Annotated in this window: 17 protein-coding genes and 1 pseudogene; 1 reads left to right on the top strand and 17 read right to left on the bottom strand. The window is 43.2% G+C overall.

Annotated features, from left to right (window positions below; translation table 11 throughout):
- Positions 1-103 precede the first annotated feature (103 nt).
- From ACESZG_RS06350 to moaA, 9 genes and pseudogenes are all read right to left on the bottom strand, one after another.
- Positions 104-2,401, bottom strand: a complete 2,298-nt coding sequence (locus tag ACESZG_RS06350) for a DNA internalization-related competence protein ComEC/Rec2 (protein ID WP_118338558.1) — start codon at positions 2,399-2,401, stop codon at positions 104-106.
- 28 nt (positions 2,402-2,429) lie between these two features.
- Positions 2,430-3,371, bottom strand: a complete 942-nt coding sequence (locus ACESZG_RS06345; RefSeq protein WP_118338559.1) for a GerMN domain-containing protein — start codon at positions 3,369-3,371, stop codon at positions 2,430-2,432.
- Between the two features lie 11 nt (positions 3,372-3,382).
- On the bottom strand, positions 3,383-4,834 hold the full coding sequence (locus tag ACESZG_RS06340) for a cell wall metabolism sensor histidine kinase WalK (RefSeq protein ID WP_025578528.1): 1,452 nt from the start codon (positions 4,832-4,834) through the stop codon (positions 3,383-3,385).
- 682 nt (positions 4,835-5,516) lie between these two features.
- Entirely contained in the window at positions 5,517-6,278 is a 762-nt protein-coding gene (locus ACESZG_RS06335) for an N-acetylmuramoyl-L-alanine amidase (protein WP_368255548.1), read from the bottom strand.
- Positions 6,279-6,313: 35 nt separating this feature from the next.
- Positions 6,314-6,748: pseudogene (locus ACESZG_RS06330) on the bottom strand (holin family protein).
- 109 nt (positions 6,749-6,857) lie between these two features.
- On the bottom strand, positions 6,858-7,709 hold the full coding sequence (locus ACESZG_RS06325) for a hypothetical protein (protein WP_373217783.1): 852 nt from the start codon (positions 7,707-7,709) through the stop codon (positions 6,858-6,860).
- Positions 7,710-7,770: 61 nt separating this feature from the next.
- Complete coding sequence (locus ACESZG_RS06320) at positions 7,771-8,430, bottom strand: hypothetical protein (protein WP_373217781.1); 660 nt, start codon at positions 8,428-8,430, stop codon at positions 7,771-7,773.
- A gap of 74 nt (positions 8,431-8,504) precedes the next feature.
- Positions 8,505-9,125, bottom strand: coding sequence for a molybdenum cofactor guanylyltransferase (locus tag ACESZG_RS06315; RefSeq protein ID WP_195284391.1), 621 nt, complete (start codon positions 9,123-9,125; stop codon positions 8,505-8,507).
- Between the two features lie 114 nt (positions 9,126-9,239).
- A complete protein-coding gene (moaA, locus tag ACESZG_RS06310; protein WP_373217779.1) occupies positions 9,240-10,214 on the bottom strand; it encodes a GTP 3',8-cyclase MoaA in 975 nt (324 codons plus the stop codon).
- 210 nt (positions 10,215-10,424) lie between these two features.
- Between moaA and fdhD the strand changes: the two genes are divergently transcribed.
- The gene (gene fdhD / locus ACESZG_RS06305) at positions 10,425-11,243 is read left to right on the top strand and encodes a formate dehydrogenase accessory sulfurtransferase FdhD (protein WP_226852729.1); all 819 of its coding nucleotides are present in this window, start codon (positions 10,425-10,427) and stop codon (positions 11,241-11,243) included.
- Here fdhD and mobB read toward each other — a convergent pair.
- From mobB to ACESZG_RS06265, 8 genes are all read right to left on the bottom strand, one after another.
- The gene (mobB, locus tag ACESZG_RS06300) at positions 11,218-11,730 is read right to left on the bottom strand and encodes a molybdopterin-guanine dinucleotide biosynthesis protein B (protein WP_022380641.1); all 513 of its coding nucleotides are present in this window, start codon (positions 11,728-11,730) and stop codon (positions 11,218-11,220) included. The two genes, fdhD and mobB, sit on opposite strands and share 26 nt — an antisense overlap.
- Before the next feature lie 16 nt (positions 11,731-11,746).
- A complete protein-coding gene (gene glp / locus ACESZG_RS06295; protein ID WP_118566428.1) occupies positions 11,747-13,009 on the bottom strand; it encodes a gephyrin-like molybdotransferase Glp in 1,263 nt (420 codons plus the stop codon).
- 239 nt (positions 13,010-13,248) lie between these two features.
- A complete protein-coding gene (locus ACESZG_RS06290; protein WP_022380639.1) occupies positions 13,249-13,683 on the bottom strand; it encodes an MOSC domain-containing protein in 435 nt (144 codons plus the stop codon).
- Between the two features lie 63 nt (positions 13,684-13,746).
- Positions 13,747-14,949 (bottom strand): PP2C family protein-serine/threonine phosphatase, encoded by a 1,203-nt coding sequence (locus ACESZG_RS06285; RefSeq protein WP_044956437.1) that lies wholly within the window; start codon positions 14,947-14,949, stop codon positions 13,747-13,749.
- A complete protein-coding gene (locus ACESZG_RS06280) occupies positions 14,936-16,660 on the bottom strand; it encodes a [Fe-Fe] hydrogenase large subunit C-terminal domain-containing protein (RefSeq protein ID WP_008706189.1) in 1,725 nt (574 codons plus the stop codon). The genes ACESZG_RS06285 and ACESZG_RS06280 overlap by 14 nt, the downstream gene beginning before the upstream one ends.
- A 210-nt stretch (positions 16,661-16,870) precedes the next feature.
- Positions 16,871-19,579 carry a formate dehydrogenase subunit alpha gene (fdhF, locus tag ACESZG_RS06275; protein WP_055152679.1) on the bottom strand — a complete coding sequence of 903 codons (2,709 nt, stop codon included), beginning with the start codon at positions 19,577-19,579 and terminating at the stop codon, positions 16,871-16,873.
- A 13-nt stretch (positions 19,580-19,592) separates the two neighbouring features.
- On the bottom strand, positions 19,593-21,470 hold the full coding sequence (locus ACESZG_RS06270; RefSeq protein WP_022380635.1) for an NADH-quinone oxidoreductase subunit NuoF: 1,878 nt from the start codon (positions 21,468-21,470) through the stop codon (positions 19,593-19,595).
- Positions 21,467-21,949 carry an NAD(P)H-dependent oxidoreductase subunit E gene (locus tag ACESZG_RS06265; RefSeq protein WP_008706192.1) on the bottom strand — a complete coding sequence of 161 codons (483 nt, stop codon included), beginning with the start codon at positions 21,947-21,949 and terminating at the stop codon, positions 21,467-21,469. Before ACESZG_RS06265 ends, ACESZG_RS06270 begins: the two co-directional genes overlap by 4 nt.
- Between the last annotated feature and the right edge of the window lie 134 nt (positions 21,950-22,083).

Here is a 22,083-nt window from a genome sequence, read left to right as displayed (position 1 = left end):
CACCTGTATATAATTATGACAACATTGTTTGCTTTGAGTTACTGTGAACGTAACCACTTTGAAAATCCTACTGCTTATTGCTTTTCACATCTCCACAGGGGGCTTACTTGATTCGGTTAAAGGCAGAAACAGATTTTCCATTGACTATTGTAACCGCCCCACAGTCTCTGGTGATCAGCACTCTGCTTCCACTCTTCTTCAGCCGTTCCAGCGTATCCGGCGACGGATGCCCGTATGTGTTTGTTGCAGAACAGGAAACAACAGCCAGTTCCGGTCTGACGATTTCCAGAAACTCTGCTCCTGTAGAATATCTGGAACCGTGATGAGCAGTTTTCAGGAAGTCCACATCTTCAAGACACCCATTCTGTATCAGTTTTTCTTCTGTCACCATTCCGATATCTCCGGTAAAAAGCCCTTTGAAATCTTTGCTTATCATTTCCAGAACCATCGCATCTTCATTTACTTCCTTCCCTGATGCTGTGGACTCCGGCCACAGAACCTTCAGTCTGACAGTTCCATATCTGATCTCATCTCCTGCTTTCATAGTAAGCACCCGGACTCCCGCTGACTCTGCCAGCTCTGTCAGCTCCCGATAATTTTTATTCTCCTGAATATCGCTCCATTTGGGCAGGATCAGATTCTCTATGCGCAGAGAAGTCAGATCTTTCTCAACAAATTCCAGAAGTTCCCGCACCCCGCTGATATGATCTTCATCTGTGTGAGAAACATAAATTCCGTCCAGTCTGGAAATCCCTCTGCTCTTCAAGTATGGGAGCAGCTGATATTTTCCCAGTTCATTCTTATTCGTACTGCCCCCGTCGATCAGGATATTCCATCTGTTTTCTATTTCCACCACAATTCCGTCTCCCTGTCCCACATCCAGACAGGCGATACGGAAATCTTCATACGGTCTGTAACTGATCAGCAGAATTGCAAAGCATACCATACCTGCATATACAGCCCGGATTTTCCACGCAAAGATCTTACCATTTTCACTTTTCTTCACACCCGCTCTGTACATCCACACCGCTGTTGCCAGAACCAGATAATATCCAACGATCTGCCACACTTCCGGCTTTCCGCCGATCCATGTACAAAACGAAAGTCGCCCCAACAGCACTGTCAGGAACTCATATCCTCTCAGAATAATCCTGCCCGGAACAACAGCCAGAAACGCTCCTCTGACAGTGACTAATCCAAGTAATGCACCGGCAGTTCCGCTTCCCAGTACAATCCCCACAGTAGGAAGCACCAGCAGATTCAGAAAAATCCCCAGCATCGACACTTCTCCGTAAAGCCACAGCACTATGGGAAGTGTGGTAAGCTGCACAACTCCGGATGCCAGAAATGACATCAGAAGTTTATTTCTGATTTTTCCCTTCTCATTAACCTTACTTCGTTTTTTCCGGTTTAATACATCCATCCCCTCCTGCACTAATGGCCAGACACAGCCAATCCCAATCACCGATCCAAAAGACAGCAGAAAACCTCCATCAAGCAGATACGCCGGATTTTCCATAAGGATCAGGATCGCCGCAGCCGCCATTCCTGTAGGCATATCATAAATCCGTCCTGCGATCTTTGCACCTACAGAAAGTAAAAACATACATACTGCCCGCATGGTTGAAACAGTCCCTCCGGTCATCATCCCATACTGAAGCATGATCACCAGCGCCAGCAGGCCTGCCGGCCAGATACCCAGACCGATTTTTTTCAGCAGATTATACAGTCCCATTCCAAGAAGACTGATATGGAGCCCCGAAATCGCCAGGATATGTATAATTCCTGCCATCTGATAACGCATTTTCAACTCCGGATCCAGATTTGTTTTATCTCCCAGCACGATTGCTTCAAACGCTCCAGCTTCCATTCCACAGGTCTTCTCCAGAATACCTGCAAATTTCTGCTGCATATCGATCAGGAACTGCCCATATACAGAATGACTCTGCGACTGCTTCTTTATCTTTCCTTTCTTCATCACATAATAGATCCTCTGGCAGCCATAGTATGCTTTACTGTCAAACTCTCCCGGATTCGTGGGGCTTTGCACCTCTTCCAGTTTTCCGGACACCAGAACAAGACTTCCTGCCAGAAGTTTATCAACATCACTGTTACCGCTATGATTCTTTTTTTGTTTTAAATAAACCTTTATATTATCAATGGAAACTTTTTCAGAATTGTAAATAAGATAAGTATTTCTAAGATATACAGATTGAAAATCTTCATTCTCCCGGCACCTGACCACCTCCCCGCAGATGGTGGATTCCGGATGCTTTCTGATCCATGTCTGCACAGACTGTGGCAGTGGATTCCCCCTTATCAGGGAAAATCCCAGCCAGTCTGTCACACACAGAAAAACAACCAGAAGCATGCACAGGATACACACAGGGCGTCTCCTCACTTTTGTGCCTCCTCTTCGTTTATGAATATCACTCTTTTTCCTTGACTACCAGCTTATCATTTCTTTCATAAAAATGATACAGCTCCATCTTCTTACCAAAGGTATCCAGCCTGTCCTTCCCGCCGACCGTAATCTGCACTTTGTCTGCATCCAGCGCATCCAGCAGCGAATTTACCACAGAATATACCGGTATTTTCTCCGATACATCCAGCGCATAGGAAGAAAATACTCCGTCAAATGCCACATAGCAGATCCTGTCTGCTATGGTCACATTCAGAACCTCCGTATTCTCCGGAATTGTGGGGTAATGCCCTTTTTCCAGCGGTCCCTTCATTAACTGTTCCAGAACGATCCTCTCTTTGGGGATACTGCGTTTATACCGCACAGTACGCTGTTCTTTTACCAGCTTCTGACCACTCTTATCAGTAAAATAAAGCGTAAAGGTATTGCTGCAATAGGCATCCGGTTCAGTTCCTGTGAACTCGGCAAAGGTATCTGCAGTCATATTTCCCACAGCCTGTCCCCTGGAATCTGTCAGATCTTCATTTTCTATTGTAAAACGCACAGAATTGATCCCCGGAACCTGAAGGAAAGTCTTCACAACACCTGTCCGCACAAGTAATTCCCTGGCGCGGCTCATGCTGCTGTACTGACTGTTAAAGTTGACCACCAGCACGTCCTCTTCTACACTGTAATTCATCTGTACTCCTTCAGGAAGCAGACTGACCCGGTTCTGCGAATCTGTCTGCTGGCTGTTCATCCGCTGCATCATATCCTTAAGCATATAGTCTGCAGTTGTCTCCTCCGGAGAGTAGCTTTTCTTCTGAAGCTGAGTTTCATCAGAGCTGATATCGTACAGATAATATTTGGCATCCTGTTTACCCGGATCTTCATGTATCTCCACAGAACACCCGGTCGCAAGGATGCTTAGTATTAACGCTGTTATAATGATTGAAAGTTTCTTTTTCACAATGGCACCTCCTATGACGGTATATAAGACAGAGGAATACGCACAGAGAATGTAGTTCCCTCTCCTTCTTTACTGAATACTTTGATCGTTCCATGGTGCATTGCAACAGAACTCTTGGTGATCGCCAGTCCCAGACCGGTTCCCCCGATTTCCTTGGAATGGGACTTGTCCACACGATAGAAACGCTCAAAGATTCTTTCTATACTGTCCTCAGGGATTCCCATACCGGAATCCGCCACTGTTATATAGAAATATTTATGGTCTGCATCCAGTGACACGCGCACCCATCCATCATCCACATTATATTTAATGCCATTCTCCACCAGATTGCTGACAGCAAGAGTAAACTTCACCTCATCCACATCTGCATCCACAGGTCGGAAGCAATCCAGGATCAGATCGATATTGCGCCTGTCTGCAATGGGACGCAAGCGCTTGAGGATATCCTCCAGAAGCTGATTGATATCCATATGGGTGATGTTTACATCTGCTGCTTTCTTATCCATCTTTACCAGCGAGAGCAGATCTGTAATGATCTTATTCTCTCTGTCGATCTCAGCAGTAATATCACTCATAAACTCCTGATACAGTTCCTCCGGGACGCCCTGCTGTCCAACCAGAGAATCTGCCAGAACCTTCATGGAAGTCAGGGGTGTCTTCAGTTCATGGGACACATTGGATACAAACTCCTGCCTGGATTCATCAAGAATTTTCATGCGGTTGACCATCTTGTTGAATGCATCTGTGATCAGCTCTGTCTCCGTATAGTCAGGAACACTGATTTCTTCATCCAGCATGCCATCTGTCAGGTCTTCAATGGCCTTCGTCACTCTTGCAAGTGGTTTTACAAGTATTGTAGAGAGCAGCCATGCCAGAAATACTGAAAGAACAACAATACTTCCGATCAGCATCACGCCTCTCTGTTCCATCTCTGCCAGTGTTTCTGCAATATCAACAGCCGAAACACTTACCAGCATCACGCCCTGAAGCTGCTGCACATCCGGACTCTGTACAGGAACTGCAAGCTCCAGTACTTTACTTCTGGCGTCATAATTGCTTGTCTCTTCTCCTTTCAGACAGGCTACAGCCAGTGAACTGAGAAGCGTCTTTCCCTCCTCTGTGTGGAAGGTATCACTTACTATCTTAAAATCTCTGTCAGCCAGCAGGATACGTCCGTTATACACATTGGAAAACAGTTCCAGCTTGCTGTTTACAACCTCTGAATCTGTATCATTGAGATAATTCTCCCTGATGATCAGATTACATAAAATATCGCACTGATCACCCACTGTCTCTGTAAGCATTGCAACCGCCCGGTTCTGATAGTTATGAAGCATCGTATATGTTACAATAACCCCCGGCACGATTCCCAGAATGATCAGGATGATCAGAATACGAAAACGCAGACTTCTGAAAAAATTTTTTCTTTTTTTCACCTTTTCAACTCCGTTCTCTTCTGTCATGCAGTTTGATGCATGCTTTCTGTCTGTTCGTAAAACAGTCATTGTTTATCGAATCCTTATCATCTTATCACAGAAAAATGGGCTTTTCTACATCTTAGCGAAAAGTAATTTATTTTTTGCAGCAATCAATGCGCAAGACATATCTCAGGAAATATTACCATGAACGAAAGATACCCAAAATACTATTTGTATTGACTTTATTTTTTGATTTTCATTTCAGGTCAACTATAATCAAAATTTTAATTGACCTGCGATTGTACTTTTATTATATGAGGTCAATCCTGAACATGTTTATTGTTGACTGCAATTGCTCTTTTATTATATACGGTCATCATTAATCACGTTTATTGTTGACCTCAATCGCTCTTTTATTATATACGGTCATCACTAATCACGTTTATTGTTGACCTCAATCACTCTTTTATTATATACGGTCATCACTAATTATGTTTATCGTTGACCTCAATCGCTCTTTTATTATATACGGTCATCACTAATTATGTTTATTGTTGACCTCAATCACTCTTTTATTATATATGGTCAATCCTGAACATAATTATAGTTGACCGCAAATACTCTTTTACTATATATGATCATTTTTGATTCTCCGAATAGATATGGCACAGTCAAGCTATACAGCAACTGTCTTTACAAAATGAATTTTATTAAACTCTGTCAAATATTAATAACCTGCATACGTATTCTCTCTCATATGTACAGCAATTGCCGTCCAGCTGTTTTTGCCACAAATTCCATCAGCTAACTGATTCGTATTTTTCTGAAATGTACGAAGCGCATTTTCTGTTTCTGTTCCGAAAATACCATCTGTCTGCACCTGTAAAAATACCTGCAGCATCTTTACAGCTGTACCCGTACATCCCCTGGATAATTCAGGAAGGATGACTCTCAGTTCTTCTGTCAGTGTTATTTTCTTCCCACCTGAAGGCGAATTCTCTTCTTCCTTTTCCTGAATCAGATTTTTAAAACGGTTCCAGTCATTTTTTGCACGGATAGCAGAAGGACAGTTTTTGGCGCATACATCATAGTGCTGTACTACTCTGTCTGCCGGAATATTCAATTCCGACATAAGCCGTCTGCACACCTCTGCTGTATTTGCAAATGCCTTATCATAATCAAAACCGGCCTGCACACACATTTCAATTCCTACAGAATTACGGTTATTCACTGTTCCAAATAATCTTCCTCCATAATTCACCCCTACATGCCATGCGCCTCTGCTATATGGCATTGCCTGATATGCTGATTTATCATCCACATACACATGAGCTGAATATCCATCAAAATTTCCGTGATACTGTGCCATTGCATGAGCCCTGGCATCTGCACCTGTGCTGTAATTGTCTGTATTGTGGATCACAATATATCTTGGTATTTGTCCCGAATAACTGTTTCTTTCTGATATATACTGCTGATTTATATTCATAACCTGCTCCTTTCTGCTGAAATCATATATCTTTTCTAAGTCTGTTTTTCTATCGTATTTTGTGAATGCCGTTTCAGTACATCAATTGCCTGACAAATACTTTCCGGAAGAGGCAGACCCATCAGTCCCGCATTCTCTATGATAGAAAGACCTTCATTTGCAATAAATCCAATGCATACCGCATCTCTCAGATATTCTGTCCCCATCAATGTATCCAGACGGGCAGCAATGAGAACATACAACAATGTCATGCCTTTTCTGCACAACCCTTTCTAGCCTGCTCTGCTTTCCAGTGCACCATTTTCAGATTTCGGACTTTTTCCAAATACTGCCGGAAGAAGGATTCCCCCTGTAAACCAGTCGATTGCCATAAACAAAAGCAATGTCTGCAGGAATTTATCCCAACCTCCAAAACACACTGCCAGAGTACTTCCGGCAAGACCAATTAATGTAATTATTCTGTATTTCATAGTTTTTCACCTCTTTTTTCTTAAAAATGGGTACAAAAAAAACGGTCGGTGGGGGAATGCCAACCGTTCTCTTCATAATCAACTTTATTCATCTTTAACTTTGTTCCTGTCAAACAATCATAATATCACTTTCGTTCCAGTCTATAGATATCTCTTCGCCATCTAAGTGAATCACATAATTTTTTGGTTTTTCTTTTCCAAGATAGCCATTATAACTTATCTGTTCTCCATTTTTATTTACAAATTCTTTTTTTGTAAAAATTGTATTTTGTGTATCTGATATCTGGAAATCTTTATTATCTTTCTTTCCACAAATAACACTGATATACAGTTCTCCGGTTATCGTACATTCTCGCACAACAATTGTATTATCTTTCTTAAAATCAGCCCTATTATAAAGACATTTTATCTCAGAATGTGATGTACATTTCCACCCTCCTTCTTCTTTATAAATTATTTTACTATTCATTTGTCTATCTTCAAGATATAATACCTCTATGGAATCTTCACCATATATTTCATCTATTTTATTTTTTTCAATTCCATAATACTTTTCTGCCTGATCTGCTGTTGAAAAACTCACATATGCATTTTCTATTTCGCAAAACGACATTACAATTAGAAATACCGTACATAATATCGCCCATGTTATAATCCACTTTGACGCAAGCTTTTTCATTTTCTTCATGATTGCCAGGCCTAAACAAAAGACAATACTATAAATAAATATACGTACATTATTATATGTAATCCCTGCCTGAAATTTACTCTCTCCCGGGTGAGTTCGCTGATAATTAGTTCCAGTTACCATAGCATAGAATATAAGGTTTATCAAAAACATAATTAACGTTTTTAACGATATTTTTCCTTTTTGTTTCTTTTGTCTGTATATCCTTATACAAGTACAAATCATGAAAACAAATAGTAACAGTTCAGCAATATTTAGTATTTGTATATCCATATTTCTGTTCTCCTTAATTCTAATTTGAACCGCCAGACATATTTCACTTTCATTTTCTCAATTACTCACCGACTTTTGCCGTAACATAATACCAGCCCTTTTCTTTCTCAGACAGATTAATTTCATATTCTATTCCTCCATATTCTTTTACCATCTGAATCACATCTGTCCGACTGTCATCATTACTATAGGCAAATAAAGAAAATCCACTGTCCAAAAAGCCTTGTGTATACCAGAATCCCACTGTATAACTGCCATTATTTTTCCGGACTACAACTTCTCCACCTGAAGAACATTTTTTATAATCTTCTGGTAGTTCGATTAATTCCATATCTTTCCTTATTTTTATCTGGTTATTCTGTACCATCTGAACAATTTCAGTCCTTTTTTCCTTATATACCTGAAAGTTTAATTTTTTTATTCCATCATTAAACAAAAATGCCAGATATATTCCAAATAGAAAAACTGGTATTGCCGCAAACCAAAATACACGAATCTTTCTCAAACAGCAAAAACTCCGTATGATATATATAAAAGTTAAAATAAATGATGCAAAAATAACATACCAAAATCCCCTGAAAAAAAGTTCTTCGAAATACCAGATTGTAATAAAATTTGCAGTTATCACAGCTATGCATTGTAATATAATTAATTTTAATTTTTTTCTCTCATCCTTCATTCCCGATTCTCCAGCCAAATACCAATTCTTATACTCAGCCATAATCACCACCCTTATTCTTTAATGTTGAAAATACATCAACAGTTCATTTTGTCAGCTATTCCTGTAATAAGCAATCAAACGTTTCTGTCGACTCTCATCACAGTTTTCCAATTGAATCTAAAATGATTTCCCGCTATTTCTTTATATGTTTCCGAATCATTGATATTGGAAAAATACCAGGCCGCAGCCTGGCTTTCGTAGCATTCGTATCCATTTTTCCGCAGAAAAGCAAATACCGCGCCTTTGCGCAGGGTGATTTCTTCAAGCATGGCATCTGCCAGGTCTGTACAGTATACTCCCATAAGAGGTTCCTCATGCCCGCCGTGGCTCAGTATCACTGCTTTTGCATCTGAATGCAGAGATTGGCGAATCAGTGCAGCCAGTTCCTCTGCCGGAACCAGAGGAACATCTACACCAAGTACCAAGCAATATGGATTCTTTGCTTTACGAAAACAGGCTTCCAGCCCTCCCAACGGACCTTTTCCCGGGAAGCGGTCTGGTATAATGGGATATTTATATTTATTTTCACCATGATAGCCAGACAGAAGAATATCACTGATTCCAAGCTTTTCCCCCTTTTCTATCTGCATCTCAAGAAATGTCTTCCCATCTATCGTCAGATCTGATTTGTCCCGTCCCATGCGGCTGCTGGCACCGCCAGCAAGAATAATCATAGAAATTTCTTTCTTTCTCATTATCAGTTTTCCTTTTTGTTTATATAAATCATCAATAAAAGTATTGATTTTTTCTTCATATTTAAAAACTACAGACAGAAATGTCTGCATAACGGTTAGGGTGTCTTACATATCTCACCCGCCAATCTGTGACATTCCTCTGATTTCATCCTGCTCTGTCTTCGCTTCATAAAAATTATGGCTCACCGGTTTATTCCAGACTACCTGATAAATTGCTTCTTTCAGTTCCGAATCTGTGCAGCCGCCGCGCATAAGCCCCCGCAGGTCTGTACCTTTCTGATACTGGAGGCATCCTTTCATGAATCCTTCGGATGTAAGACGTACTCGATTGCACTGACTGCAGAATTTGTGAGTCATGGCACTGATAAATCCGATTTTTCCCTTAAATCCTGCGATTTCATAGTAATGGCATGGGCCGTTTCCGTAGCGTTCATTGACTGCATGCATCGGACCGTAGGCTTCTTCCAGTACTGCTTTGATAGATTCTTCATCCTGGAATGGGAACTGTTTTCCGAATCCGATTGGCATCATCTCGATAAAACGCACATGGATTGGATATTTCTGCGCCAGTCCTGCAATCCCGATGAAGTTTTCTTTTTCCTTGATCACCGGAACGCTGTTGATCTTCAGGGAAAGTCCCGGATGTGCAAGTGCTGCTTCGATTCCCTCAAATACCTTTTCCAGTCCGTCACGTCTCGCTACTTTTTTGAACAGTTCCGGATCTAAAGTATCCAGACTGATATTAATGGCGTCAATTCCTGCATCCAGTAATGCATCCAGCTGCTCGGCGAGCAGGATTCCATTTGTTGTTAATGTCACTTTCTCAATTCCCGGGATCGCCTTGATCTGTTTTGCAAGACTTGCACAGCCTTTACGAACAAGTGGCTCACCGCCTGTCAGTTTAATCTTACGGATTCCCAGATCTGCTGCGCACCTGCAGATGCGGAGAATCTCATCGTATGTGAGGATTTCTGCATGAGAAAGGGATTTTACGCCTTCTTCCGGCATACAGTAAATGCATCTCAGATTACATCTGTCTGTCAGGGAAATCCTTAAATAATCTATTTCTCTTCCATATTTGTCTATCATCGGCTCTACCTGCCTTTTACTTTCTAATAATTGATTTTCCTGTTACCGGATACGGGTGAACCGCAACCTTTGTAACCTTTTCTTCTGTTATTCGCCGTCAAAATCACAGGCAATATTTTCTCTCATAATCGTTTGACACTCCATACTCCGCAGTCTATACTTAATGTATCAAGATTATTAAAATCCTTACCGGACGAAAGGAACTGTCCTATGAAAATCAACGAACAATACCACAACCTGAATCTGCTCGAGAATGTTACCTATGAGTTTCTGGGTCGTGACGGGGAAACTCATGAAGAAACAGAACCAATCCTTGTGGAACACATGATGGATGTATATGTAAATGAACGCCTGACCATGAAACTGGTCTGTATCCCACAACATCTGACAGAACTGGTTCTCGGCCGCCTCTTTACGGAAGGTATCATCTCATCTGCCGAGGATGTGGAGCAGATCTACATCTGTGAATTCGGCAAACGTGCCCGCGTGATCCTGAGTAAAAATAAATCCGGGCAGTCTCATGAGGAAAATGAAGATTATGTTGCTCCTACTCCGACCTGCTGCACCGGAAATCGTGTTCTTAATGATTATTTTATCACAGATCAGCCAATGACGCCAGTTACACCTGTCCCATGGAAAAAACAGTGGATCTTTGATCTTGCAGACTGTTTCGCCAATGGTACCCCGCTTCACAGCCAGACCTGGGCAACTCACAGCTGTTTTCTTGCCTGTGACGGAGAGCTGCTCTTTCAGTGCGAAGATATCGGACGTCATAATGCTCTGGATAAGGCCATCGGTTATGCCCTGCGCCATAATATTGACCTGAAGAAATGCGTGGTTTATTCCAGTGGACGTATCCCTACAGATATGGCGATCAAGGCAATCCGCGCCGGAATACCGGTTCTGGCAAGCAAGGCATCCCCTTCCGCCGAGGCAGTTGCCATGGCCAAAGAATACCACCTTACCCTTATCTGTGCCGCGCGACGTGACCGTATGAAACTCTTTACCGGAAATAATCCGACAGAATAAATTCTGCAATACACTCTGCATTGTCCAGTTCAAAGAATGGAACATTTTCCAGTACAGACAGTGCATCTCTTTCCTCTGCATCCAGGTTTGTGGCGATCGCCATCAGTTTCTTTGGATTGCAGACACTTTCTGCCGAATTTCCCTTACGGATAATTTCAATTTTCGGATAAGTACTGTATTTAAATCCTTCCAGTAAGATCAGATCTGCCTCCGGAAAAAATTCTGCCAGCTCTTTTTCGGAAATCTGCGGCTGCTGTTTTACCAGCATATATTTGCCTGCTGAAAAAACTGCTGTGCCGTAGGCTCCGGACTGAAGCTGACAGTATGTATCCGTTCCCGGTACGTCCGGCACGAAATCATGTCCGTCATGCTTCAGCACCGCCACTTTAAGGCCCTTGTCTTTAAAAATCTCCAAAAGCCTGCAGATCAGAGTTGTTTTCCCTGAATTCTTTACACCGCTGATTGCAAATATTCTTTTTCTTTCCACCTGTTTGCTGCTCCTCTCAAAGCAAAATCGCGCCCACTTTATCCCCTGCGTTCAGGCTTCTGCTTTCCTGATTTTCCATGGTTTTTGTATCAATCAGGCAATTGCAGCCGGCCATGGAACTGAGGACTCCGTTAGAGTGAAGACCATTGGGAAGATGAAATTTTCCATTTTCCAGATATGCCCGGATAAAGCGGCGGCCCTTGATTCCTTTTTCAAAGTTATCAGCCATAATGCCATTTACTTCTTTCAGACCGATTGATGGATCCTGCATCATTTTTTCCAATGCAGGACGAATCAAAAGTTCTATGCTGACTGCAACACCAAAAGGATTTCCGGAGAGACTGATGATCGGAATCTCTCTTTCTGAAGCGCAATGATCTGTTGCAGTTATATCGGAAGTTTTTTTATATGCAGAAAACAGTGTAGGCATTCCTGGTTTCATCTTTACCCTCCAGAAAATCCGCTCTGCCCCCATCAGTCTCAGGGACTCATGCATAATGTCCTTCTTGCCTACAGATACACCTCCCGTAGTGATGATCATATCTGCCGCTTTTGCTGCTTCTTTTAATTTCTCAGACATAACCGTCGGATCATCTTTGACTGCTTCCATATGGAAAGATTCGATTCCCAGTTCACGCAGTCTGGCAGACAGCATTGTCATATTGCTGTTGTAAATTTTTCCTTCCGGCAATGGAATTCCCAGTTCTACCACCTCATCTCCTGTAGTCAGAAGCACGATTCTCGGCTGACGGTAAACCGGCACTTTCGCCACTCCCATTCCGGCCAGAATTGCTGCCTCCACATATCCGATATGTGTTCCTTTTTTCAGAAGTGTAGTTCCCTTTTTAAAATCCTCTCCTGCGAAGCAATAATTACTCCATCGCTTCTGTTCGCTGTAAACTTCTACCGTATCTTCGCCATAATCGGTATCCTCCTGATAAATACAGCAATTGCAGCCATTGGGTATTGCAGCACCTGTCATAATGCGCACTGCCTGTCCCTGCTGGATTTCTCTTTCCGAATACTGTCCTGCATCAATCTCTTCCATGACTTTCAGCCTCACCGGATGCTCTTTAGCGGCACCTGCAAGGTCCTCTGCCTTACACGCATAGCCATCTACCGGAGAGCGGTCAAAAGGAGGATTGTCAAACCCTGCCACCATATCCTGCGCCAGGATTCTTCCCCCTGCTTTATTCAGTTCTGTTTCTTCTGTCTCGTTTATTACAGGCGTATGCTGCAGAATCTGTTCCACTGCCTGTTCTACACTGATTCCCTCCACGCACTAATTCCTCCTCTTGTATATTACATTTTTATAGTCTTTTCAATGCCTTTATAACCACCGGGTCAATTGACGGATATATTAGTTTTACCTTTTGAACTCTATAGCAATTTCAGAGAATAATATCACTAAGATACTCCATTAGAGCCTTATTTTTCATAAACCAGATTGTCTTCAGTATTTCGGAAATTGCTATAACATCATAATATTCAGCCCACTGCTGAAGAATTACATATTTTTCATCTCTGTTGGAGAATGATTTCTCCTTCTCTCAGCCTCCCTGCCTCCAGAATCTGACAGAATACAAACCAGGGTTCCATGGGCGTGCATACCTTTTCTCCCTTATAAGCATCTGATGCAGGACCGCCAGCACCGATCCTGACTGCTTCCAGAAGTACATCTCCACAACGAAATCTGTTCCCCTCCGCAATACTGTTCCAGTCAATCCCTTCCACAAGGAGATTTTCTCCAAACCGGCCATATCTGAATTCTTCTTCGGACTGTTCGAAATATTCTTTTACCTTCTCATAAGGAAGAAGACTGACCTGCTTTCTTCCGCCCATTCCATAATGCACATCTCCCACAAGTCCCTGCAGATCAGCTTCGCATTCATGAATATTCTGCGAGCAGGTCTTGCGTTCCTTACTGATGCATACACATAATATCTTCGCCATTTTCTGTCTCATCCTTCCTGATGTCTCTTTATAAAACCATGTACTGTTGTTTTTCCTGCTTTCTCAGATCGCCCAGAATGCAATATTCACATTCTTTCCTGCATTCTGCAGATGCTCCACAAGTTCTTCTGCTGCCTGTTCTTTCCTTTTTTCTGTGATTCCCAGTTCCACGTTACTCTTATTGATAGCACCACCGAAGTAGAAATTAATATCCGTTGCCTGCTCAAACAGCATCACACCAAGCAATGCTGCCGCATCTTTTTTTCGTTTCAGCCTGTTAAAGGACAGCCTGTCCTCCATCCATTCTTCACAATATTCAAGCAAATGCTCAATCGTAAGAAATCCCTCTGTCACCAGCTCTGTACCTTCCAGCTTATAATAGGCAGGAACGTCTCCGCAGGCAGTTTCACTAAGAGAGATCAGCTCTTTATCCAGATATCTGGCAGCACACTGTGCAGTAGTTCCGCCGCAGATTACATGATATCCCTCTGAATCGAAAAAGGACTTCAGATATCGCTCATCATGCTCCTCCTTACTTGGCGGGCCGATCATAAGGTTTACCACCTGTTTATGCCGCATCCGCAGGACAATGGCTGTAATATCATCATCCGTTTCATTCAGATTCAGATCCAGGCTGGCCTCTGCCAGATAGCCTGCCATCTCCTGTGCGCTCATCCCTTTATGGTACTTTGCCCTGCAGAAAGCCATTACATCATCTCTTCCCCAGCCGCCGTTGGTAGTTTTTCCCATTCCTGCATTGGTGACACCGTCGGACATAACGATCAGCATATCCTCATCTTTCAGTTCAAAACAGCTTTTATGGATTTCCTTCTCTTCGATCATACTTGTCTCCACCGGATAATCAAAGAGCTTGCCATCCCGGATCAGAATTGCATCCGGATTATCAAACTGATAAAGGCTTACCTGTTTCCCCTGAAAATTCAGCACTGTAAAGGTGGCATATGCCAGATTTCTCACACTGCACACAGGAAGCGTTTTTGCCACTGCACGCACTGCCTCATCCAGTTCCACCTGATTAATGATCATGGTACTGAGCATGGTCGCAGTCAGCGTGGAAAGGATATTCGCCTTTACTCCGCTCCCAAGTCCGTCAGAAAGCACCAGAACATGGTCTTTATCATTTTCTTCAATCTTATAGCAGTCCCCACAGAGAAATTCTTTCTTTTTATTCAGGCTCACATGACCAAAATCCATGCATAAGCCGTCAAATTCCACATTCAGTCCATGATGCTTATTTCTTTTCATTCTCTTCTTCACTCTCCAGAAGTATGGTATTTTTCAGTTTTTCTACTGCCACTTTGGTGTCTGCAGCAGTTTCTCCAAGAAGTCCGGCGATCTGCTGCACGATCTTCAGCTGTTCTTCTACCAGCTTATCTGCCATACGCGCAGCTTCAATCTGGGCATTATGAATCTGATCTTTATGCTTCCGCTCCTTTGTAATATCCTTCATAATGCAGAGAATCATTTTATTTTCTTTATCATTCGTCATTACGCGATCCAGATAACATTTCTGATCCTCCAGATAAATCTCATCCTGCATCAGATTCCGTTCAAAAGCCAGTATACTCGCCAGACTGTAATCATCCATGATCTCCGATACCGGTTTCCCGATCAGGCGCCGCTTTTTCGGCATATTGAACAATTTGGACGCCGCCTCATTCATCTGAATGATCTTCAGATTATAATCCACAGTTACCAGAAGTCCGGGCATGGCATTAAAGACTTTATTGGAGTAACTTTCCTGTTTTGCCCGCATATATGGAATGCACATGGCAACCTCAGCTTTATTCTGGATAATGGCAATTGCCTTTTCCCTGCATGTGTTGTACCCGCAGGCACCGCAGTTTAATTCATCCTTTGGAGAAAATTTTCCCATTTCCGCCAGAGCATCCCTGATTTCTTCCTCTGAGACCTCTTCCTGTTCCTGTGCAGAACAGTAACCGAAATTCTTTCTCAGCTCAAATCCCGGAAGTTCATAGTCTCCCTGCTCTCTGTGAAAATCTTTTCCAAAGGCTGCATTCTTCACTGCCAGAACATCTGCCAGATAATGTCCCTTCTTCATCTGGAAAGAAGGACCTGCCACACAGCCGCCGCTGCATGCATACATCTCAAGAAAGCAATTTTCAAAATCCTCCGGATGAAGTTCTTCCAGAACCTCCCTGCACTGCTCCATCCCACTTACAGAAAGCCTGCGGATTCCCTTTACAGCCCCAAGCAGGTCTGTTAAACCATCCGCAATGGCGATTTCTCTGGAACGGTAGGCAATCTGCTCAGGTTCTTTCTCAGTTATGGAAATCCCTTCTTTTTTCATCCATTGCACCAGCTCTTCCAATGTGATCACATAATCCACTTCATTTCCTGAGTCTCTCAACTCTGACATAGCTGAAATACAGGGACTTACATAGACAATCTCTGCCTTCGGATATTTTTTTTTCAGATAACTGGCATGAAACTGCATCATAGAGGCAGACTGTACCAGATTTCCCAGAAGATGCGGATAGTGTTTCTTGACAAGCTGTACGATTACAGGGCAGGCAGAAGAGATCATTATTCCCGGTTCTTTCTGTTCCGCAAAAAGTGCTCTGTACTGCGAAATCATCAGGCTTGCACCTTCTGCTGCATCCGCTGCATCTGCAAATCCCAGCTTCTTCATCGCTTCCCTTATTCCATTGATACCGGTTACCCCAAAACGTGCCAGATATGCCGGATGAAGAGAGGCTATAACCTGCGTCTTATTCTCCATTGCATTGCAGATTGCAGGAATCATATTCTGCTCTTCCTTGGCATCCTGCGGGCAGACAAGGATACACTTCTCGCAGTAAATACACTGGCTTTCTATGATCCTGGCCTGATGATCATGAACACGTATCGCCTTGACCGGGCAGTTCCGGACACATTTGTAACAATTTTTACAACTGACTTTTTTAAACTGAAGGATTGACTGAAATCTCTGCATGCCTCGTACTCCTTATTATGTAACACTATATTTTTCACAAAAAATTATCTGTAACCGTTCCGTACTTTCACAGAATGATGTACTGCCGAATGATTATTTTTGCCTTTCCATAAAGGAATATGGAGCTGCCGCAAGGACAGCAGATCCATGTGCGACAGCCCCATATAATATTTACGATATCAGATCCGGAACTTTGTCTCCGATATTGTTTTATGCTTTCTCAATCTTAATTGCGCATACCTTATATTCAGGAATTCTTGCGTATTTGTCAAGTGCGGCGTTGGTCAGCCAGTTTGCATTTCCATCCGGGAAGTGGAATGGCATCCAGCTCTCACCCGGTGAGGTCTTTGTACCTACACGAGCGGTAGATTCAATGGATCCTCGTCTGGAAGAAACTCTGACTTTATCACCGTTTTTGATACCCAGCTTATCGGCATCTACGATGTTCATTTCGATAAATGACTTACCTTCGATCTCCATAAGCTCAGGTGTCTTTCCTGTCATGGCTCTTGTTGTGTAATGATACAGAATACGTCCTGTCATAAGGATGATCGGATATTCCTCATCCGGAAGCTCTGCTGACGGCACATATTTTGCAGGGTAGAACCAGCCAAGACCGCGGGAGAATTTACCAACATGCATGATCGGTGTTCCCGGATGATCCTTGGAGGTACATGGCCACTGAAGTCCCTGTCCATGAACTTCTTCACTGTCAAGACGTTCATGGCTGATACCTGCGAAGCTCGGTGTCAGGGATGCGATCTCATCCATGATCTGAGCAGAAGTCAGATGTGGCTGCGGATATCCCATGCGGTTCATCAGATCAATAATAATATCTGTATCCAGTCTCATCTCTCCAGGTACTGTGACAGCCTTGCGTACTCTCTGTACGCGACGCTCTGTATTGGTAAATGTACCCTCTTTCTCTGCATAGCTTACACCAGGAAGGATAACATCTGCATACTGAGCTGTCTCTGTCATGAAAAGTTCCTGAAGTACAAAGAAATCAAGACTCTTTAATGCTTTGATAATGTGTGTGGTATCCGGATCAGTAACTACCGGGTCCTCACCATAGATATACAGACCTTTGATCTCGCCTGTGATTGCTTTCGGGAATACATCAGTTGCATGAGTTCCGATATTCGGATCAAGTTTTACACCCCATGCTTTCTCGAATTTCTCACGAACTGCAGGATCAGTAACCTTCTGATATCCGGGATATACATTCGGCTGAGCGCCCATATCGCAGGCACCCTGTACGTTATTCTGTCCACGAAGCGGGTTAACACCACAGCCTTCACGTCCAAGCTTGCCAACCATCATTGCCATATTGGACATGGACATAACGCCCTCTGTACCTGTGGAATGTTCGGTTACACCAAGGCAGTAGATGATTGGAGCGCGGTCTGCTTTTGCATACATGATCGCTGCTTTTCTCAGATCGTCTGCGTCAATGTGGCAGATTTCAGCTACCTTCTCAGGTGTGTAATCTTTTACGATTTCCTTTAATTCTTCAAAACCTTCGGTACGCTCTGCAATGAACTTGTCATCCTGAAGACCTTCAGAAAGGATCACATTCATGATGCCGTTTGCAAAAGCAACATTTGTACCAGGTTTCAGTTTCAGATGGATATCTGCTTTCTTAGCCAGACCAATATCACGAGGATCAACTACGATCAGCTTGCAGCCTCTCTTGATAGCCTGACGGATCTGCATGCCGACTACAGGATGTGCTTCCTCAGGGTTGGAACCAACCAGCATGATCAGATCTGCATTCTTTGTGATATCCTCAATTGGGTTTGTCATGGCACCTGAGCCAAGAGTCATCGCAAGACCTGATACAGATGCAGAATGACATACACGTGCACAGTTGTCTGTATTGTTGGTGCCGAAGCAGCAGCGAACCATCTTCTGTACCATGTAAATATCTTCATTCGGTGATCTGGAGCATGCAAAACCTGCAAGAGAATCAGAGCCGTACTGTTTCCTGATCTCCATAAATTTGGAAGCAACAAGATCCAGCGCCTCATCCCATGTTGCACGTTCGAATTCACCTGTTTCTTTATTCTTGATCAGCGGATATTTAATACGCTCCGGTGACTGTACGAAATCGAAGCATCCGCTGCGGCCCTTAACACAGAGCAATCCTTTGTTGGATGGTCCGTTTACAGCTTCTGTATCTACGATCTTTCCGTCTTTTACAAGGAGATAATACTGGCAGCCTGTTGCACAGTGAGGACAGGTAGTCAGAACCTTCTTGTCAATCTGGTACGGCCGGTATTTCTTTCTGCGCTTCATGGTCAGTGCACCTGTCGGACAGGCCTGTACACAGTTACCGCAGGATTCACAGATACCTTCGTTCCATTTATGTTTGTAATGTGCACCGATCACTGACTGGAAACCACGATCCATAGTGTCGATGGCACCTCTTCCCACAATCTCCTTACATGTATTCACGCAGCGATGGCAGAGAATACACAGGCTTGGATCATAGGTAAAGAATTTATTGGTATCATCTATCGGCATATCCTTCATTTCACCGGGATAGCTTGTCTCAGTCACACCATATTCAAAACAGTAGTCCTGTAATTTACAGTCACCGTTTGCCTCACAGGAGAAGCAGTGTACACGATGGTCAGAAAGAAGGAGGTCAAGGGTATCTTTACGATATGCAACTACTTTCTCTGACATTGTCTGTACTTCATCACCCTCTGAGCAGCGAAGTGTACATGCCGTATCAAATTTGGTTCTTCCATTGTTTGTTACTTCTACCACGCACAAACGACAGGAACCATCCGGCAATACATCTTCCAGATAGCAGAGTGTAGGAATCTCCACTCCGATCTGTCTGGCAGCCTGCAGAATGGTCGTACCTTTTTCCACTTCTACAGGAATTCCATCTATTGTCAAATGAATCATCTTTTCACCCTCCTTAATTCACAGAAATTGCGCCGAATACACAATTTTCCAGACATGTTCCGCACTTAATACACTTGGAGGTATCAATGCTGTGAGGCTCTTTCTTATTGCCTGTGATCGCACCAACCGGACAGTTTCTCGCACACTTGGTACATCCTTTACATTTCTCAGGATCGATCACATAAGAACGCATTGCCTTACATACATGAGCCGCGCACTTTTTATCAACAATATGCTCTACATATTCATCTCTGAAGTTTCTTAATGTGGAAAGTACAGGAAGCGGTGCACTCTTTCCAAGTCCGCAGAGTGAACGGTCCTTGATAAAGTTTCCAAGATGCTCCAGTTTATCCAGATCCTCTACTTCACCCTTTCCGTCTACGATCCTCTCAAGGATTTCAAGCATACGCTTGGTGCCAATACGGCAGGGACCACATTTACCGCAGGATTCTCTCTGGGTGAAGCCCATAAAGAAACGTGCAACCTCTACCATACAGGTATGTTCATCCATAACTACCAGACCACCGGAACCAACGATCGCACCATATTTCTTAACAGAGTCGAAATCAAGAGGTACATCCAAATGTTCTTCTGTCAGACATCCACCGGATGGTCCACCGATCTGAACAGCCTTAAACGCAGCACCGGATTTCAGTCCTCCGCCGATATCAAAAATGATTTCTCTTAAGGTTGTTCCCATCGGGACCTCGATCAGACCTGTATTCTCAATAGAACCTGTCAGTGAGAAGGTTTTTGTTCCAGGTGATCCCTCTGTACCGATACTTCTGTACCAATCTGCACCTTTGAGAATAATCTCCGGAATATTTGCATAAGTTTCTACGTTATTCAGAACAGTAGGTTTCGCCCATAATCCCTGTTCAACTGTACGGGGCGGTTTTACACGGGGCATGCCTCTGCTTCCTTCGATAGATGCAGTCAGGGCAGAACCCTCGCCACATACGAAAGCTCCTGCACCACGATTGATATGCATATGGAAGGAAAATCCTGTTCCAAGGATGTCATCGCCTAACAGTCCCACTTCTTCCAGAACTGCGATAGCGTGTTTCAGTCGTGCTACAGACTGAGGATACTCCGCACGTACATAAATATAACCATGCTGTGCTCTTACTGCGTAAGCTGCAAGCATCATACCCTCGATCAGACGGTAAGGATCACCTTCCATTACGGAACCATCCATAAATGCTCCCGGGTCACCCTCATCACCGTTACAAACCACATAATGAACAGGATCCGCCTGGCGTGCTACCTGAATCCATTTCTTACCTGCCGGGAAGCCGCCGCCACCACGTCCACGGATACCGGATTTATCAACCTGATCAATAACCAGATCCGGATCCATCTCAAACATTGCTTTCTCCAGAGCCTGGAAACCGCCGCTTGCTATGTACTCATTCAGAGATTCTGCATCAAACTTACCACAGTTCTTCAAAACAATACGGGTCTGTTTCGCGATAAACGGAATATCTTCCGGTCCGCGGCTTACTTTACCGCCTTTCTGATAAAGCAGTCTCTCGATAGTCTCATTACCCTGAACACTCTTCTCAAAAATCTCCTGGCAGTCTTCGATCTGAACCTTCGTATACTGAATCACATCGTCGCCTTTCTGGATACGAACAAGTGGTCCAAGCTCACAGACACCCTGACATCCTGTTTTCTTTACACCTACATGTGCATCTTTGTCATGAGGTCCAAACTCAATGGTAACTCCCGGAGCATCTTTGGCAATCTCCATGAATTTCTCATAGATTTTCTGAGAACCGGTTGCCACACATCCGGTACCTGAACAGACAAGAATACGACAGTCATAAGAATTAAGTTCTTTCACAGCTTCTTCTCTGATCTGCTCCAATACTTCCTTATTCTGGATCATCCCTGTTCGCCCCCTCTCAGTTTATCAATCAGCTCATCTGCCTTCTCCGGAGTCATTCTCGGATATACCTCTTCATTGACCATCATAGTCGGTGCAAGTCCGCAGGCACCAAGACAGGAAACTGTTTCCACAGTAAACATCATATCGTCTGTCGTCTTCTTTGTCTTTGACAGCCCCAGTTTCTTATAAAGTTCCTCCAGAACCGGTATTGATTTTCTTACATGACAGGCTGTTCCGTCACAGACCTTGATCACATATTTACCTTTCGCATCAAATGAGAAATTCTCATAAAATGTGGCAACACTGAACGCTTTCGCTTCTGTCACACCGATCTGCTCCGCAACATATGTAAGCAATTCTTCCGGGAGATATCTGTACACCCCCTGGATATCCTGCATGATCGGAATCAGTGATGCCGGCTTTTTACCATAGAAAGCAATGATCTCATCCGCTTTCTGATAAAATGACTGATCTAGCATTTCGCACCCTCCTTATACCTGTTTTTTCTCTTTTTATTGCACTCTTTACATATTGTAACGTTAATTATATGCCTTTTTCGTCATTTTCACAAGCGCATTTATAGAAATTTTCTAATTTTTTATCATTTTCCTCT

It is taken from the genome of Blautia sp. Marseille-P2398 (assembly GCF_964240315.1).
Classification (GTDB): domain Bacteria; phylum Bacillota; class Clostridia; order Lachnospirales; family Lachnospiraceae; genus Blautia_A; species Blautia_A wexlerae.
Note: the sequence above shows the minus strand (reverse complement) of the source record. Positions and strands in the feature narration are given on the sequence as shown.